A 16,097-nucleotide genomic window follows, 5' to 3' on the forward strand; every position below is an offset into this window, starting at 1 on the left:
CTGTCGCGCGAATTCCTGTCCGGCGGCGACACCGTGCTATCTTTACCGCCGCACCTGACAGGTCGACAGGCAGTGCTCAGCACCGCTTGGCGAACCCGTCTGGTCCACCTGTCCGGGTGGCGGAATGGCAGACGCGCTAGCTTGAGGTGCTAGTGCCCGAAAGGGCGTGGGGGTTCAAGTCCCCCTCCGGACACTCGTTGAGACAGCGAACATGTAAGGCTCTGACCAGCGGAGACGCGGGTCGGAGCCTTTCGTGTGTCAGCCCGTGCGAAGGCGGTACCGGGGACCCGGCACAGCCCCGAGCCGACGGCTGAGATCGTGCCCGGTTAGGTGCGGAAGGCCCGACGTCCGGGTTCTGGCTGAGTGCTTCGCGCCCGACGACGACAGCCCTCTCGAACGGGTTGAAGCGTGCGGCCTCTGCCCGCGCTCGGCATGCCAGTCGCGGCGACGCACCCCACACTGGGGTGATGCCACGACTCCGCAGGGTCCGGGCCGGCGACCCCGGGTGGACACGGCGCAGGCACGGCCGCGGGTTCACCTACCTCGACGAGACGGGCACCCGGATCACCGATCCGGAGATCGTTGCGCGGTGCCGGGATCTCGTCATCCCGCCGGCGTGGCGGGACGTCTGGATCTGTCCCTTTCCGCAGGGCCACATCCAGGCGATGGGCACCGACGACGCCAGCCGCCGCCAGTACCTCTACCACCCGCAGTGGCGCAAGCGCCGGGATCGCGCCAAGCACGAGCAGGTCCTCGAGGTCGCCCAGCGGCTGCCTCGGGCGCGACGCGGCGTGCGCGCGGATCTCGCGCTGCCCGGCATTCCGCGCGAGAAGGTCCTTGCGCTCGCCTTCCGGCTGCTGGACGACGCCTACTTCCGGGCCGGCGGCGAGAGCTACGCCAAGGAGAACGGCAGCTACGGCCTGGCCACGGTGCTGCGCGACCACGTCGAGATCGACGGGGATCGGGTCACCTTCTGCTACCCCGCCAAGAGCGGACAGGTCCGGCGGTCCCAGGTCGAGGATCCGGCCGTGAGCGGTCTGATCCGTGAGCTGAGGGACAGGGACGACCCCGGCACCGAGCTGCTCGCCTGGCAGGACGACGCCGGGTGGCACGACGTGACGAGCGGTGACATCCAGGCCGACGTGAAGCAGCGGTTGGGCCCCGAGGCTCGGCCCAAGGACTTCCGGACGTGGCACGCGACGGTCATGGCGGCGACCGGCCTCGCGCAGGCTGGCCCGCCGCCACGCTCCGAGCGCGCGCGCCGGCGCGTCGTGGCGGGCGTCGTCAAGGATGTCGCCGGAGTGCTCGGGAACACGCCGGCAGTGTGCCGGTCCGCCTACATCGACCCTCGCCTGATCGACCTCTGGGAGCGCGGGCAGATGATCACGCCGGGACGGGCCCGCGCGCCGGTTGAGCGAGCAGTGCTCGAGCTGCTCACATGACCGCGAGCCGCGACCCATGGCGCGCGGGCGGGTTCGCACCGTCGTCCTGAGTCGCGCACCGTCGCTTGTCGGGCACACGAAAGGCCCGGGATCTGGCGGGATCAACCGGGCCTCAAGTGCGTCGAGAACCGCGAACGGATTCGACGTCCCTAGCATCGCACACCCGCGAGCACCTTGTCGGCCTCGTCGCGCGGAGTCACGACTCCCGCACCGGCATGATGGGCGCAGGGCCCGTGCCCGCGCGAACCGGTCGCGCGACGACCCCGGAGGCTTCGATGACTACCACCACTCAGGCTCGGCCCGCGCATCATCCCGTCGTGTCGGCGTTGGCGAAGCGTCGGGCTGAGGACCTGCAGCTCCGGGTCGCGGACAAGATCACGGCGTTCGCGGGCTCGATGACCTTCCTGTACCTGCATGCTGTCGTCTTCGCCGTCTGGATGCTGGCGGTCGAGAAGAGCCCGTGGCCGACGCTGACGCTGGTCGTCTCGCTCGAGGCGATCTTCTTGTCGACGTTCGTCATGATCGGCCAGAACCGCCAGGCGGCGTTCCAGCAGGCGAAGGCGGACCACGACTTCGTCGAGCAGGAGCTCGAGCTCAAGACCAACACGGACATCACCCGAGAGATCCACGCACTGACCACCGAGCTGCACCGCCGGCTCCTGGCAGACCCGTCCTGACGGCACCGGTGAGAGCCGTCGTGAGGCACGCGTGAGCCGCCCCGCCGGGACGACCAGCAACCCGTTCCGGTTGTTGCCGCCCGAGGTGGCGGTGCTCACTGCGGTCGCGTTCTCCGTGGCGCTGGGCTTCGGGATCGTCGCCCCGGCGATCCCGCTGTTCGCCAAGGACTTCGGCGTCAGCAACTTCGCGGCCGGGGCCGTCGTGTCGGTCTTCGCGCTGGTGCGCTTCGCCTCCGCGCCCGTGGCCGGGCGTCTGGTCGACCGGCTCGGGGAACGGCTCGTGCTGGCGAGCGGGATCGGGATCGTCGGGGTGTCGAGCCTGCTGGCCGGGCTGTCGCACAGCTACGTCCAGCTGCTGGTGCTGCGGGGAGTGGGCGGGTTCGGTTCGGCGATGTTCACGGTGTCGTCGTTCGCGCTGCTCCTGCGCGTCGTCGCGCCCTCTGAGCGAGGCAGGGCGACCGGCGTCTACCAGACCGGCTTCCTGCTCGGTGGCATCGCCGGTCCTGCCTTCGGCGGTCCACTGACGGCCTGGTCGCTGCGTGCGCCCTTCGTCGTGTACGCAGCGACGCTGCTGGTGGCCGGCGCGGTCGCGACGGTCTTCCTCGCCCGGACGGCACTGACCGAGCACGAACGCGCGGCTGGGACCGCCGACCATCTCCCGACGTCGCTGGGCGCCGCGCTGCGGAGCTCGGCGTACCGGGCCGCGGTGGCGAACAACTTCGCGGTCGGCTGGGCGATCTTCGGTGTCCGTGCGTCGCTCGTCCCGCTGTTCGTCGTGGAGGGTCTGCGGCTCGGGCCGTCGTGGACAGGCGCGGGTCTGGTGCTGTCGGCCGTGGTCCAGGCGCTCGTCCTCGTCCCGGCCGGCCGGATGGTCGACACCCGCGGGCGCCGGCCGTTCCTCCGCGCCGGCGCAGCGTTCGCGCTCGCCGCAGGGCTCACGATGGCGCTCGCGGGCAGTGCACCGCTCTTCCTGGTCGGCATGGCCCTGTACGGGACCGGCTCGGCCCTGCTCGGGGTGTCGACGGCGGCCGTCGTCGGCGACGTCATCGGCGGACGGGGCGGCGCGCCCGTCGCGGCCTTCCAGATGGCGTCCGACGCGGGTGCGTTCATCGGACCGCTCGTTGCCGGCGTGCTCGCCGACGCCGCGTCGTTCGAGGTGGCGTTCCTCGCGACGGCAGCGGTGTCCGGCCTGGCGTTCGCCACGACCGTGGCGATGCCCGAGACCCGAGCTGTGGCGAAGGACACGGCAGCGTCGTAGCCCTGGCATCGCGCCGGCCTGCGGAGCAGTGGATGATGGGCAACCGTCCGCCTCCTCGTGAGTCCGGCGGTGCCCCTGCGGGCCGAGCTCGCGGGCCTCGACGCGGTGCGCCCCGGCCGCCCTCAGCGAAAGACCCTCATGGACAACGTCGCCAAGCCTTGGCCCGCGCTCTGGTCGCTCGTCATCGGGTTCTTCATGATCCTGATCGACACGACGATCGTCTCGGTCGCCAACCCGGCGATCATGGCGGGGCTCCACGCCGGCATCAACGACGTCATCTGGGTCACGAGCGCCTACCTGCTGGCCTACGCCGTCCCGCTGCTGATCACCGGGCGCCTGGGCGACAGGTTCGGCCCGAAGAACCTCTACCTCGCCGGCCTCGTGGTCTTCACCGCGGCGTCGGCGTGGTGCGGCCTGTCGGGTGCCATCACGACGCTCATCGTCGCTCGTGTCGTGCAGGGCCTGGGCGCGGCGCTCATGACGCCGCAGACCATGGCGGTCATCACCCGCATCTTCCCGCCCGACCGCCGTGGCGCGGCGATGGGGCTGTGGGGCGCGGCGGCCGGGGTGGCGACGCTCGTGGGGCCGATCCTTGGCGGCGTCCTCGTCGACGGGCTCGGCTGGGAGTGGATCTTCTTCATCAACGTGCCCATCGGCATCGTCGCGTTCGTCCTGGCCTGGCGCCTGGTGCCGGCGCTCGCCACGCACCCGCACAAGTTCGACATCCCCGGTGTCGTGCTGAGCGCCGTCGGGATGCTCCTGCTCGTCTTCGGCATCCAGGAGGGCGCCTCGTACGACTGGGGCACGATCGCGGGTCCGGTCTCGGTGTGGTCGTTGATCGTCGCGGGGGTCGTCGTCCTGGTCGGGTTCGTCGTCTGGCAGGCGCGGAACACGGGGGAGCCGCTGCTGCCGCTCGCCCTGTTCCGCGACCGCAACTTCTCCCTCGCCAACGGTGCGATCTCGGTGGTCGGGTTCACCGTCACGAGCATGTCGTTGCCGTTGGTCTTCTACTTCCAGATCGTCCGCGGGCTCACCCCGACGCAGTCGGCGCTGATGCTCGCGCCGATGGCGGTGATCTCCGGTGTCCTCGCGCCGTTCGTCGGCAAGCTCATCGACCGGGTCAACCCGCGCTACGTGGCGTTCACCGGCCTGGTGCTGCTCTCGCTCGGGCTGTTCTGGTACGCGGAGCTGCTCACCCCGGACACCGCGGTCGCCCTGCTGCTCCTGCCTGGTGCGGTGCTGGGCTTGCGAACGCGTGCATGTGGGGGCCGATCTCGACGACGGCGACCCGCAACCTCCCGCGCCAGCAGGCAGGCGCGGGGTCAGGCGTCTACAACACGACCCGGCAGGTCGGCGCGGTGCTCGGCAGTGCTTGCATCGCCGCACTGATGCAGGCGCGGCTCGCTGCCGAGCTGCCGAGCTCCGGCGGCGCGGCGCCCGCCGCGGGGTTCTCCGCGGCGGGGGCTCTGCCGCCGTTCCTGCATGCAGGCTTCACGTCGGCCATGTCGCAGTCGCTCGTGCTGCCTGCGTGCGCCGCGGTCGTGGGGTCGGTCGTCGTGCTGTTCTTCGCCAAGCCGGCTGCGCCCACGTGGGGTCCGCGCGCGGGCGCCGGGACCGCCCGCGTCGGCGCGCCCGACGAGCGCGTCCCCGGGGCGGTCGCCTGACCCGTCGGTCACCGCATGACGAGCACCGGGCAGGGCGGGTGCAGCACGAGGGTGTGGCTCACCGAGCCGAGCAGCATGCGGGCGACACCTCCGAGCCCGCGGCTGCCCACGACGAGGAGCCGGGCACCCTTGGCCGCGTCGAGCAGCGCCTGCGCCGGCTGGCTCTGGACCAGCTGCCGGTGGACGACGAGGTCCGGGTAGCGCTCACCCAGGCCGGCTATCGACTCGGCCAGCACGACGCCTTCGCCCTCCTCGACCCGCTCGTCGCGGTAGCCCTGTCCGGTGTCGCCGGCCAGGAACAGGTCGGGCGAGCGCCAGGCGTGCACGACCGTGAGCTCCTGGCCCAGCCGGTCGGCCTCGGCTGCGGCGAGGGCGACGGCCGAGACGGAGTCGGGGGACCCGTCCGCGCCGACGACGACACCGGAGCCGCCCTCACCCGTCTCCTGCGGCACGATCAGCACCGGGCAGTGCGACCCCGCGGCGACCTGGTAGGCGAGCGAGCCCGAGAAGACCCGCTCGAGAAGGCTGTACGGGTGCGTGCCGATGACGACCAGGTCCGCCTGCTCGGACGCCTCGGTGAGCGCCTTGCCGGGGGTGTCGCGGGTCAGCGTCGTCGTGACGGTGAGGTTCGGCTGCGCTGCGAGAGCTCGTTCGCGCTCGTCGTGCAGGAGCGACTGCGCGCCCTGCTCGAGCGCGTCGTCGTACATCTCCACGGGCAACCCTGACCCGTGCAGGATCTCGAGCGTGTCGTGGCGCGAGGCTGCGGCCGCCGCCGCCCAGATCAAGGCGGCGCGGCTCGAGTCCGTCCCTTCGATCCCGACGACGACCGTGCGTGCCATGGCGTCTCTCCTTCGTCGATGTCCTCGCCAGAACCTGCTTCCACTCTCACTGTCCGCCGGACGCCGGGGGCTGTCCACCGGTGTCGACGCACGGTGCCGAGGCGACGACGATGCGGGGGAGGAGCGGTGTCAGACGCGCTCTGCGCGCCGCCAGGCTCGATCACCCGGCGGGCCCGGCCAACGCGTCGGGTGGCTGGTCCGGGAGCGCTGCCGCAGCCACTTGTCGGCGGCGTCGACGGCCCAGACCGCCGGGATCGCCACGAGGGCCAGCAACCACCCGGTGGCGTCGGGCAGCGCACCGCCGAGCAGGTCGGACAGGGGTGGCACAGCGAGGTAGGCGATCAGGACGGCAGCCTCGGTGGCGACCGCGAGCTGCAGGAGCCGGTTGCCGGTGAACCCCGTCGCTCCGATCCAACGGCTCTCGCTTCGGCACGCGAACGCGTTGGCGAGCTGCCCGAGGACGATCGCGGCGAAGGCCGTCCCGGACGCGGCCGCGAGCAGGGCGGGGCCAGGGTCAGCGCCCACCGACCAGCCGCCGAGGCGGAGCGTCACGACGAACGCCGCCATCGAGACGAGCGACTCGGTCGGGCCGAGGACGCCGAAGGCGCGACGCAGGACTCGGCGGTCGATGAGCGAGCCGAGCCGGAACGGACCGGTCATCGTCCGCTTGCTGGGTCGTTCTGCGCCCAGCGCGAGAGCAGGCAGCAGGTCGGTGCCGATGTCGAGGGCGAGAACCTGGAGCACGGTCAGCGCGAGGGGGATCGAGCCCCCGGAGAGCGCCCACACGACGAACGGTGTGAGCTCGGCGACGTTGTCCGTGAGGTGGTACGTGAGGAACTTGCGGATGTTGGCGAACGTGGACCGGCCGAGCTCGACGGCGGCCACGATGCTGCCGAAGTGGTCGTCGAGCAGCACGAGGTCGGCCGCCTCGCGCGCGACGTCGGTGCCCGAGGCGCCCATGGCGATGCCGACGTCCGCGGTGCGCAGCGCGGGACCGTCGTTGACCCCGTCACCCGTCATCGCCACGACGTGGCCCCGGGACTGCAGCGCGCGGGCGATCCGCAGCTTGTCCTCGGGAGCGACCCTGGCCACCACGACCTCGTCGCGGTCGAGCAGCTCGCCCAGCGCGTCGTCGTCCGCGGGCAGGTCCTTGCCCTCGACCACGAGGGCCTCGCCCTGCACCAGGCCGACCTCGCGGGCGATGGTCAGGGCGGTGATCGGGTGGTCGCCGGTGATCATCGCGATGCGGATCCCGCCCGACCGGCACGACGCGATGGCGTCGGCGACATCGTCCCGTGGTGGGTCTTCGAGGCCGAGCAGCCCGAGCAGGCGAAGGTCGCGCTCGACGTCGGCGGCGTCCGTCCCGACGTCGCCCGCGCCCGCCGCGCGCCCCGCGACAGCCACGACCCTCAGTCCGCGGGCGGCCATCGCGGTGACGGCGTCGTCGGCCGCGGCGGGTGCGTCGCGGCACAGCGGGAGCACGGAGTCCGAGGCGCCGACGACGTGCACGCCGTGGTGGTCCACGACCGAGGACCGCCGGCGCCGGGGATCGAACGGGTGGCGCGAGGTCCGTACGGGAAACGGGGGAGCGCCGGCCCGCCTCGCGAGGACGTGGATCGCGACGTCCATCGGGTCGCCGACGGGAGCCCAGTCCTCGCCGTGCTGCACCGCGTGCGCATCCGGGGAGCAGCGTTCCGCGCTCGACGCCGCGAGCCGCAACGCGCCCAGTGCCTCGGGGGAGCCGTGCAGGGTCGCCGCGGGCGCGTAGCCGAGCCCGACCACGTCCACGACCCCGGCGGGGGTCCACGCCTGCACGACCGACATCTGGTTGCGGGTCAGGGTGCCGGTCTTGTCGGTGCAGATGTACGTCGTCAGGCCGAGCGTCTCGACGGCCTCGAGCCGGCGGACCAGGGCGTGTCGGCCGGCCATGCGCTGCGCGGCGCGGGCGAGCGACAGCGTCACGGTCGGCAGGAGCCCCTCCGGGACGAGGGCGACCGTCACCCCGATCGCGAACAGGAAGCTCTGGTTCCCCGTCCGACCCAGGAGCAGGGCCGTGAGGAAGAACACCGCCCCGACCCCGACCGCGACGAGAGCGACGACCCGGACGACGCGGTGCAGCTGGTGGGCGAGCGGGCTGCGCGGCCGGACCGCGCTCTGGGTGACGGCGGAGATCCCGGCCAGCCGGGTGGCCGCGCCGGTGGCCCTCACGACGGCCTCGCCGTGGCCCTCCACGACGTACGTACCCGCGAGCAGGTCGCTTCCGGCGTCGCGCACGCGCGTGATGCTCTCGCCCGTGAGCATCGACTCGTCGACCCCGACCTGTCCGCCGGGCGCAAGGACCAGGTCCGCCGAGACCCGGTCACCCGCCTCGAGGATCACGACGTCGCCGACGACGAGGTCGGCAGCATCGACCACCTGGGCGCGCCCGTCCCGGCGGACCGTCGCGCGCGCCGGCAACAGGTCTCGCAGCCGCTCGGCGGCCCGGTCGGCCCGGTACTCCTGCGCGAACGAGAAGAGCCCGTTGATGACCACGACGACGGCGATCGCGACGCCGAGCGCGGGCATCCCCGCGACGAGCGCGAGCCCGGCCGCGACCCACAGCATGACGGCGAAGAAACCCACCATCTGGCGCGCGAGCTCGCGCAGCGGGTGCGGCCGCGCGGGCTCGGGCAGCTGGTTCGGACCGTCGGTCGCAAGCCGGACCGCGGCCTCGACGGCCGTCAGGCCCGGCTCGGAGCGATACCCCACGGCACCCAACGTATCGACACGGCTCGGGTGCCGCTGGGGTCCGGCATGCCGTCAGTCCTCGCGTGACTCCTTGACCCGGGCGACGAGCTGCGTGGGGCTCACGAAGCGCAGCGCGATGATGAGGATGACCATCATCGTGACCGTGTAGACGACGGCCATCGAGGAGATGAGCGGACGTTCCGTGCCGCCGCCGGCGGCGGTCATCGCGCGGTACATCGCGACGACGAGCGTGTCGGACTGCGGGCCTGACACGAGGAACGTGAGCTCGAACATCCCCACGGTGCGGACGAGGACGAGGATCGAGGCGGCGAGGACACCAGGGATCAGCAGCGGGAAGAGGATCTTGGTGAAGACCTTCCCGATGGAGGCACCGGACATCCGCGCCGCGTTCTCGATGGTCGGGTTGATCTGCTCGATGAACGGGGTCATCGTCATGATCACGAACGGGACGGACGGCACGAGATTCACGAGGATGACGGCCGTGAGCGTGCGTCCGAGGCCGAAGTTGTACATCACGGTGGCCAGCGGGATGCCGTAGGTGATCGGCGGCATCATGACCGGCAGCAGGAACAGCAGGGTGACGGCCTTCTTGAACGGGAAGCTGCGTCGGGCGAGCAGGTAGGCGGCCGGGACGCCGATGAGCACCGAGATCACGATGACGAGCAGGGCGACTGTGAGCGTGACGCCGATGATCTGCGCCATGCCGAAGGTCTCCCACGCCCCCGAGTACCAGCTGGTCGAGAAGGACTCGGGGAGCCAGGTGCTGAACCATCCCTTCCCGAACGAGTCCACGACGACGCTGACGAGGATCCCCACCAGGAAGATGAAGAACGCGGCTGTGCCGGCCCACACGAACCAGGTCGAGGGTGCGGCCGTGAGCGAGCGCTCGCCGGGTGCGCGGGCTGCGGCGTTGCGCGCGTTCCGCGCAGCGCGTCCGCGCTGGATCGGTGCGCGCGTGCCCAGCGGAGCAGTCTGTGTCGCCATCAGCCCTTGCCTCCAGTCGAACCCTTGTACATGGACGACCTCCACAGGAGGACCAGCGCGATCACGACGAGCTCGACGACGCCCATCATCACCGCGATGGTCGATGCCATCGGGTAGTCGTTCTGCTCGCCGAACGCTCGGAACGCCATGAGGGACATGACGCGGGTCGAACCCATGGCGTCACCGACGAGTCGGGCGGACGGGAACACGCTGAACGCGAGCACGAACGTCAGGATGAACGTCGTCGCGAGGCCGGGCGCAAGCAGCGGGAGGATGACCCGCCGGAACCGCTGGACCCAGTTCGCGCCCATCGTCTTCGCAGCCGCCTCGATCGAGGGATCGATGCCGGACAGGTAGGACGAGATGAGCAGGAACGCGAACGGGAACCCGGAGATGACCAGCGAGAAGACCACGCCGAGGTAGTTGTTGACGAGGGCGAGCGGCTGGTCGATCACGCCGATCTGGATGAGGAACCGGTTGAGCCAGCCCTGGCGCCCCGCGAAGATCAGCAGGCCCTGTGCGGTGAGCACCGTGCCGAGCGTGATGGGCAGGACGAGGAGCGTGGTCAGCAGCTTCTTGCCGCGGAAGCGACGACGGAGCTTGAAGGCCATGGGCACGGAAGCCAGGACGTTGAACAGGGCGACGGGCAAGGCCAGGCGCATCGTCAGCCAGATCGAGTCGAACACGAACGAGTCCTTGAAGAACCCGACGTAGTTCGACCAGATCCCCGCACCCCACTTCTCCTGCATCGCGGGCGACGGCTGGAACGTCAGACCGATCCCGTAGGAGAACGGGTAGATGAACAGGGCCACGGCGAAGAACAGGGCCGGGGCGAGCATCCACAGGGACTTGTCGACCCCGCGTTCGGCGAGCCGGTGCCGCAGGCTCGCCGTCGACCGGGTCCGCGTCGGTCCCGGAGCTGTCGGCGCGCTCATGTGCGCACCTCCAGCAGCTCCCTCTCCTCGACCGACAGGGTCGCCGGGTCCAGGAGGTCCGCCGCGAAGACGAGCACACGCGCGGGGTCCGCTGTGAGCTCGACGACGCTGCCGACGTCGGGGGCATGGTCCGCGCGCACATGGAGGTTCCGGCCGTCGGGACCCGTGACGCCGACCGCGAACTCGCGACCGTGGTACTCGACCACGGACACCGTCGCCCGCACCGAGTTCCCTGCGTGCACGGGGACATCGGGGGAGACGACCACGAGGTCTTCGGGCCGGATCGCCACCCGGACGTTCTCGCCGACGGTCACCGGCTGGGCCGCGGTGCCCCGGAGCGTGAACCCGGGCGCGCCGACCGTGATGGCCGAGCCGTCGACGGCGGTGACCTTGAGGTCGACGAGGTTGCGGTAGCCCATGAAGTCGGCGACGTGCCAGTTCGCCGGATGGTTGTGGAGCTCCGCCGGCGTGCCGATCTGCTGGACGCGGCCCTCGCGCAGGACGACGAGCCGGTCCGCCATGGACAGGGCCTCCTCCTGGTCGTGGGTCACGTAGAGCGTCGTGAGGCCCAGCGACTGGTGCAGGCGCCGGATCTCGGTGCGCATCTCCAGCCGCAGCTTGGCGTCGAGGTTCGACAACGGCTCGTCCATGAGGACCAGCCGCGGTTCGACGACCACGGCCCGGGCGATCGCGACGCGCTGCTGCTGGCCGCCCGAGAGCTGTCCGGGCAGCTTCGTCGCGTGCTGCTCGAGCTTGACGAGGGCGATGGCGTCGGCCACGCGTCGCTTGATCTCGGCCTTGGGGATCTTGCGCATCTCCAGGCCGAACGCGATGTTCTTCTCCACCGTCAGGTGGGGGAACAGCGCGTAGTTCTGGAAGACCATGCCGAAGTCGCGCTTCTCGGCAGGGAGCAGGTCGACGCGCTGGTCGTCGATGAGGATCTCGCCGTGCGTGAGGGGGAGCAGCCCGGCGAGGCAGTTGAGCGCCGTCGACTTGCCACAGCCCGACGGTCCGAGCAGGGCGATGAACTCGCCCTGCCGGATCGTCAGGTCGAGGCCGACCAGGGCGTCCTGACCACCGAAGCTGCGTCCGACGTTCTTCAGCCGGAGGGACTGGAATGCTCTGGTCGGCGTCGACATGGCCTACTTCACCGTGTACTTTCCGGTACCGATCTCGCGGTCCCACATGTCGAACGCCGTGACCAGGTTGGCGGGCGTGAGCGGAGTCGCCTTGGGCATCTTCTCGATGAGGGCGTCGTACCAGTCACGGCCGAAGTCCTTGATCGCGGTCTGGCTCGCTGCCGGCGCCTTGTCGAGCGTGGCGCCCTTGACGGCCGGCCCGGGGTAGAAGTAGCCGTTGTCGTACGCCATGGCGTTGACCTCGGGGGTGAGCATGTACTGCAGGAGCTGGAGGATCGCCGACATCTTGTCGGCGCTCTGGCCCTTCGGCACGACGGCGTAGTGGGCGTCAGTCACCCAGGTGAACTTGTCGAAGGCTGCCGCCTCGATCGTCTTCGGCTCGGTGCCGAGGACGCGGGGGTTGATGTCCCAGCCGGTCGTCGTCGGGATCAGGCTCCAGGTGCCGTCCGCCATGTTCGAGATGACCTGACCGGTGCCGGTCGGGTAGTTGTCGACGTACTGGCCGAGGTCCTTGAGGTAGGCCCAGGTCTTCTCCCAGCCGTTCACCGGGTCGCTCGGGCCCTTGTCTCCGAGCATGTAGGGCAGACCCATGAGGAACGTCCGACCCGGACCGGAGTTGGCCGGACGTGCGTAGCCGAACTTGCCGGGGTTGGCCTTGGCCCAGGCGAGCAGCGCCTCGGGGGTCTTCGGCACGTCCTTGACCACTGCCGGGTCGTACTGCATGAGCGGGCCCGACGGGTAGTACGTGGTGACGACGCCGAAGTCGCCGGCCAGGGCCTGCATCTTCGCTGCGGGGTCCAGGTAGGTCTTCATGTTCGACAGGCGGTCGGCGAAGTCCGCGGCGATCGGCGTCCACAGGTTCTGACCGACGCCCGCGGACAGGCCGTCCGTGCCGGTCATCACGAGGTCGACGGACAGGTTCTTGCTGTCGACCTGCGGCTTGATCGTCCCGACGAGGTCGGGCGCGCCCGCGCTCTCCCAGGTCACGGCAGAGACGATGTCCGGGTGGGTCTTGACGAACTCGTCGACCATCGGACCGGTGAGCTTCTGGTTCCCCGCGACATCGAGGATGTGCAGACTGACGGGAGCCGACGGCTTGTCCGGTACGTCGCTCGCCGCCCCGGTCGCTGCCCCGGACGCGGTGCTTGCCGGCGTCTTGGCGGTCGCACCCGAGTTCGGTGCGCTGCATGCGGCAAGGACGACACCGAGCGCCGCGACACCGGCGACGATCTGAAGTGGTCGGGAGATTCTCATTGACAGCCTTCTCTCTTGTTTGGTCGGGGCACCGTTGCCCGAACCGCTGGCCGCACAGGTGACGTTCAGGCCGTGCTTCGCAGGCCGCGCTCGGCCGCGAGGGGACCGGTCGACTCGCGCACCACGAGCTGGAACGACAGGTCGTGGTGGTGCGTCGCCGGCGCTGAAGGGTCTCGGAGGAGACCGAGGAGCATGTCGACGCCGGCCCGGCCGCAGTTGACGAGAGGGATCCCGACGCTGGTCAGGGCGGGTGAGCTCAGCGCCGACATCGGGATGTTGTCGACGCCCACGACGCTGATGTCGTGGGGGACAGCGACGCCGCGCTGGCGCAGGCGCTCGAGGAGCCCGAGCGCGACGAGGTCGTTGTAGGCGAGCACAGCGGTCGCTCCGCTGGCGATGAGGACGTCCGCCGCAGCGACGCCCCCGGACACGTAGGGCTTGAAGGAGCCAAGGTCGATCAGCTCGGTGTCGGCGTGCTCGGCCGCGACCAGGCGGGCTGCCGCGAGCCGTTCCTGGCTCGACCAGGACATGGCCGGTCCGCCGACGTACGCGATGGTCCGGTGCCCGAGCGCACGCAGGTGCGCCATCGCCTTCCGCACCCCGTCGAGGTTGTCGATCAGCACCGCGGGGAGCTCGCCGCAACGTCGGTTGACGAGCGCGAGGACGCACTCCTGGGCGAGCTCGTGGATCACCGAGTCGGGTGCCCGGGGGGAGCACAGGACGATGCCGTCGACGTGCCGGCTCATCTCGCGGACGAGGTCGGCCTCCTGGCTGGGGTCCTCGTCGGAGTCCGCGATCATCACGGCGTAGCCGGCGGCGCGGGCGCGGTTCTGCACGCCCTTCGTCACGGACGAGAAGAACGGGTTCTCGAGGTCAGGGACGACCAGCCCGATCGCGCCACGGTGACCGGTGATGAGGCCCCTTGCCGTGAGGTTGGGGCGGTAGCCCATGCCCCGGGCGGTGTCCAGGACGCGCGCCAGGGTCTCCGGCGCGACCTCGTCCGGCTTGGCGAGCGCGCGGGAGACGGTGGAGACGGACACCCCGGCAACCCGGGCGACATCGCGGGCGTTCACGGCCACGCGCCCACCTCCATCGGCGTCATCGGCCACGGCGGTGTGGCACACGCAAGTATGCAAACGCATGCGGGATCACGTCAAGGGCTCGTCACCACGAGGTTGGGGCGGGGTTGCGGACCACCGCTCTGGACGGATCTCCGTGCAGGTCAGGGGCCATTTCGGTGCGAGGGGCCTCTCCGGTGCTAGCCTCTGGGAAGCGTTGCAGAGACGCTCATGCTGTTTCGATGAGGAGACGGAATGTCAGCCGTTCAGCACGTCTACGGCCGCGGTGCCGAGATGACCGCCCCATGAAGATCGAGAGCGTCGACGTCGTCGTCACGAGCCCCGGTCGCAACTTCGTGACGCTCGTCGTGACGACGAGCGACGGAGTCGTCGGGCTCGGCGACGCGACCCTGAACGGCCGCGAGCTCGCGGTTGCCTCCTACCTGCGCGACCACGTCGCTCCGCTGCTCGTGGGCCGCGAGGCGCACAACATCGAGGACACCTGGCAGTACCTGTACCGCGGCGCGTACTGGCGGCGCGGCCCGGTCACCATGGCGGCCATCGCCGCCGTCGACATGGCCCTGTGGGACATCAAGGGCAAGGTCGCGGGCCTTCCCGTGTACCAGCTCCTCGGCGGCCGGAGCAGGCGCGGTGCGCTCGCCTATGCGCACGCGTCGGGATCCACCCTCGAGGCGCTCTTCCGGTCGATCCGCACCAACCTCGACGACGGCTTCCGGGCCATCCGGGTCCAGACCGGCGTACCGGGCCTCGGCAAGGTCTACGGCGTCGGCCGTGACCTGGCAGCCGGCGAGCGCTACGACTACGAGCCGGCGGGCCGCGTCGCGGTGCCGGTCGAGGAGAGCTGGGACACCGGTGCCTACCTCCGCCACATCCCGACCGTCTTCGAGGCCGTCCGTGCGGAGTTCGGGCCCGCACTCCCGCTGCTGCACGACGCGCACCACCGGCTCACGCCCAACCAGAGCGCGCAGCTTGGTCGGTCCCTCGAGCCCTACGACCTCTTCTGGCTCGAGGACTGCACACCCGGGGAGAACCAGGAAGGGCTGCGCCGGGTCCGGTCGCAGACCACGACCCCGCTGGCCATCGGCGAGGTGTTCACCGGCGTCTTCGACTACCAGACCCTCATCACCGAACAGCTGATCGACTACGTGCGGTCGTCCGTGACCCACGCCGGCGGGATCTCGGCCGTCCGCAAGCTCATGGACTTCGCAGCGATGTACCAGATCAAGTCGGGGTTCCACGGCCCGACGGACGTGTCGCCCGTCGGGATGGCGGCCGCGCTGCACCTCGACGTCGCGATCCACAACTTCGGGATCCAGGAGTACATGCAGCACAACTCCCAGACGCTCGAGGTCTTCCGGACGAGCTACACGTTCGTCGACGGGCTGCTCGATCCGGGTGAGCTGCCAGGACTCGGCGTGGAGCTCGACCTCGAGGCGGCCGCGTCTTTCGAGTACACGCCGGCCTACCTGCCGGTGAACCGCCTGCTCGACGGCACGATGCACGACTGGTGACCGGCGATGAGCCGCGACGACCGACGGACCCGACCGGCGCAGCCGCCGAGGAGAGGCAGGACAGATGACCATGAGTGAGGCGCACGAGATCGCGCTCGCCGACTGCGCGCTGCTCCTGCGCGCCGACGACGACGTCGTGGTGCTCACGCGCGAGCTGCCCGCCGGCACGAACGTCGTCACAGCGACCGGAACCGTGGTGGTGCGCGACGACGTCCCGCGCAGCCACAAGCTGGCGGTGCGCAGCGTGCCCGCGGGTTCACCGGTGCACAAGTACGGGCAGTCGATCGGGCTGGCCACGGTGGACATCGCCGCGGGCGACCACGTCCACGTGCACAACCTCGGGATGGACTCCACGGAGCGCGCGTACGAGTTCGGGACGCAGCGGACCGTCCTGCCTGCGCCCGTCGGCCCCGAGCGGACGTTCCTCGGGTACCACCGCGCGAACGGCCGGGTCGGCACCCGCAACTACGTCGGCGTCCTGACGTCGGTGAACTGCTCGGCGTCGACCGCCAAGATGATCGCGGAGCAGTTCCGTGGGATGGCGCTGGACGCGTTCGGCCACGTGGA

Annotated in this window: 12 protein-coding genes, 1 tRNA gene and 1 pseudogene; 7 read left to right on the forward strand and 7 right to left on the reverse strand. The window is 70.7% G+C overall.

All coding sequences use genetic code 11. The features are described from left to right. Window positions 1–110: 110 nt before the first annotated feature. The 5 genes and pseudogenes from DDP54_RS13840 to DDP54_RS13860 all read left to right on the forward strand — a co-directional run bounded on the left by DDP54_RS13840 (window position 111) and on the right by DDP54_RS13860 (window position 5,041). Window positions 111–193 (forward strand) — tRNA-Leu (locus DDP54_RS13840). Window positions 194–467: 274 nt separating this feature from the next. Then, window positions 468–1,442: a DNA topoisomerase IB gene (locus tag DDP54_RS13845; protein WP_109132228.1), complete on the forward strand. Its 975-nt coding sequence runs from the start codon at window positions 468–470 to the stop codon at window positions 1,440–1,442. Window positions 1,443–1,717: 275 nt separating this feature from the next. Further along, the gene (locus DDP54_RS13850) at window positions 1,718–2,119 is read left to right on the forward strand and encodes a DUF1003 domain-containing protein (protein WP_109132613.1); all 402 of its coding nucleotides are present in this window, start codon (window positions 1,718–1,720) and stop codon (window positions 2,117–2,119) included. Window positions 2,120–2,150: 31 nt separating this feature from the next. Next, window positions 2,151–3,377 (forward strand): MFS transporter, encoded by a 1,227-nt coding sequence (locus tag DDP54_RS13855; protein ID WP_109132229.1) that lies wholly within the window; start codon window positions 2,151–2,153, stop codon window positions 3,375–3,377. A 138-nt stretch (window positions 3,378–3,515) separates the two neighbouring features. Beyond that, window positions 3,516–5,041: pseudogene (locus tag DDP54_RS13860) on the forward strand (MDR family MFS transporter). An 8-nt stretch (window positions 5,042–5,049) separates the two neighbouring features. On the opposite strand, the gene DDP54_RS13865 reads toward DDP54_RS13860, so the two are convergent. The 7 genes from DDP54_RS13865 to DDP54_RS13895 all read right to left on the reverse strand — a co-directional run bounded on the left by DDP54_RS13865 (window position 5,050) and on the right by DDP54_RS13895 (window position 14,013). Next, window positions 5,050–5,880: a universal stress protein gene (locus DDP54_RS13865; RefSeq protein WP_109132230.1), complete on the reverse strand. Its 831-nt coding sequence runs from the start codon at window positions 5,878–5,880 to the stop codon at window positions 5,050–5,052. A 129-nt stretch (window positions 5,881–6,009) separates the two neighbouring features. Continuing rightward, window positions 6,010–8,628 carry a cation-transporting P-type ATPase gene (locus DDP54_RS13870; protein ID WP_197711405.1) on the reverse strand — a complete coding sequence of 873 codons (2,619 nt, stop codon included), beginning with the start codon at window positions 8,626–8,628 and terminating at the stop codon, window positions 6,010–6,012. A gap of 51 nt (window positions 8,629–8,679) precedes the next feature. Continuing rightward, complete coding sequence (locus tag DDP54_RS13875; protein ID WP_109132232.1) at window positions 8,680–9,612, reverse strand: ABC transporter permease; 933 nt, start codon at window positions 9,610–9,612, stop codon at window positions 8,680–8,682. After that, entirely contained in the window at window positions 9,612–10,547 is a 936-nt protein-coding gene (locus DDP54_RS13880) for an ABC transporter permease subunit (RefSeq protein ID WP_109132233.1), read from the reverse strand. Before DDP54_RS13880 ends, DDP54_RS13875 begins: the two co-directional genes overlap by 1 nt. Continuing rightward, window positions 10,544–11,686 (reverse strand): ABC transporter ATP-binding protein, encoded by a 1,143-nt coding sequence (locus DDP54_RS13885; RefSeq protein WP_109132234.1) that lies wholly within the window; start codon window positions 11,684–11,686, stop codon window positions 10,544–10,546. Before DDP54_RS13885 ends, DDP54_RS13880 begins: the two co-directional genes overlap by 4 nt. Before the next feature lie 3 nt (window positions 11,687–11,689). After that, window positions 11,690–12,940: an extracellular solute-binding protein gene (locus tag DDP54_RS13890; RefSeq protein ID WP_109132235.1), complete on the reverse strand. Its 1,251-nt coding sequence runs from the start codon at window positions 12,938–12,940 to the stop codon at window positions 11,690–11,692. Window positions 12,941–13,005: 65 nt separating this feature from the next. Continuing rightward, window positions 13,006–14,013, reverse strand: coding sequence for a LacI family DNA-binding transcriptional regulator (locus DDP54_RS13895; protein WP_242448416.1), 1,008 nt, complete (start codon window positions 14,011–14,013; stop codon window positions 13,006–13,008). Window positions 14,014–14,303: 290 nt separating this feature from the next. Here DDP54_RS13895 and manD point away from each other — a divergent pair, with 290 nt between their 5' ends. Together manD and DDP54_RS13905 are read left to right on the forward strand one after the other, a co-directional pair. Then, window positions 14,304–15,530, forward strand: a complete 1,227-nt coding sequence (gene manD, locus DDP54_RS13900) for a D-mannonate dehydratase ManD (protein WP_109132237.1) — start codon at window positions 14,304–14,306, stop codon at window positions 15,528–15,530. Between the two features lie 64 nt (window positions 15,531–15,594). Further along, window positions 15,595–16,097: UxaA family hydrolase (locus DDP54_RS13905; RefSeq protein WP_242448417.1), on the forward strand; the 503-nt coding region annotated here is incomplete at its 3' end.

Origin of the sequence: Cellulomonas sp. WB94 (assembly GCF_003115775.1) — a bacterium.
Classification (GTDB): Bacteria; Actinomycetota; Actinomycetes; order Actinomycetales; family Cellulomonadaceae; genus Cellulomonas_A.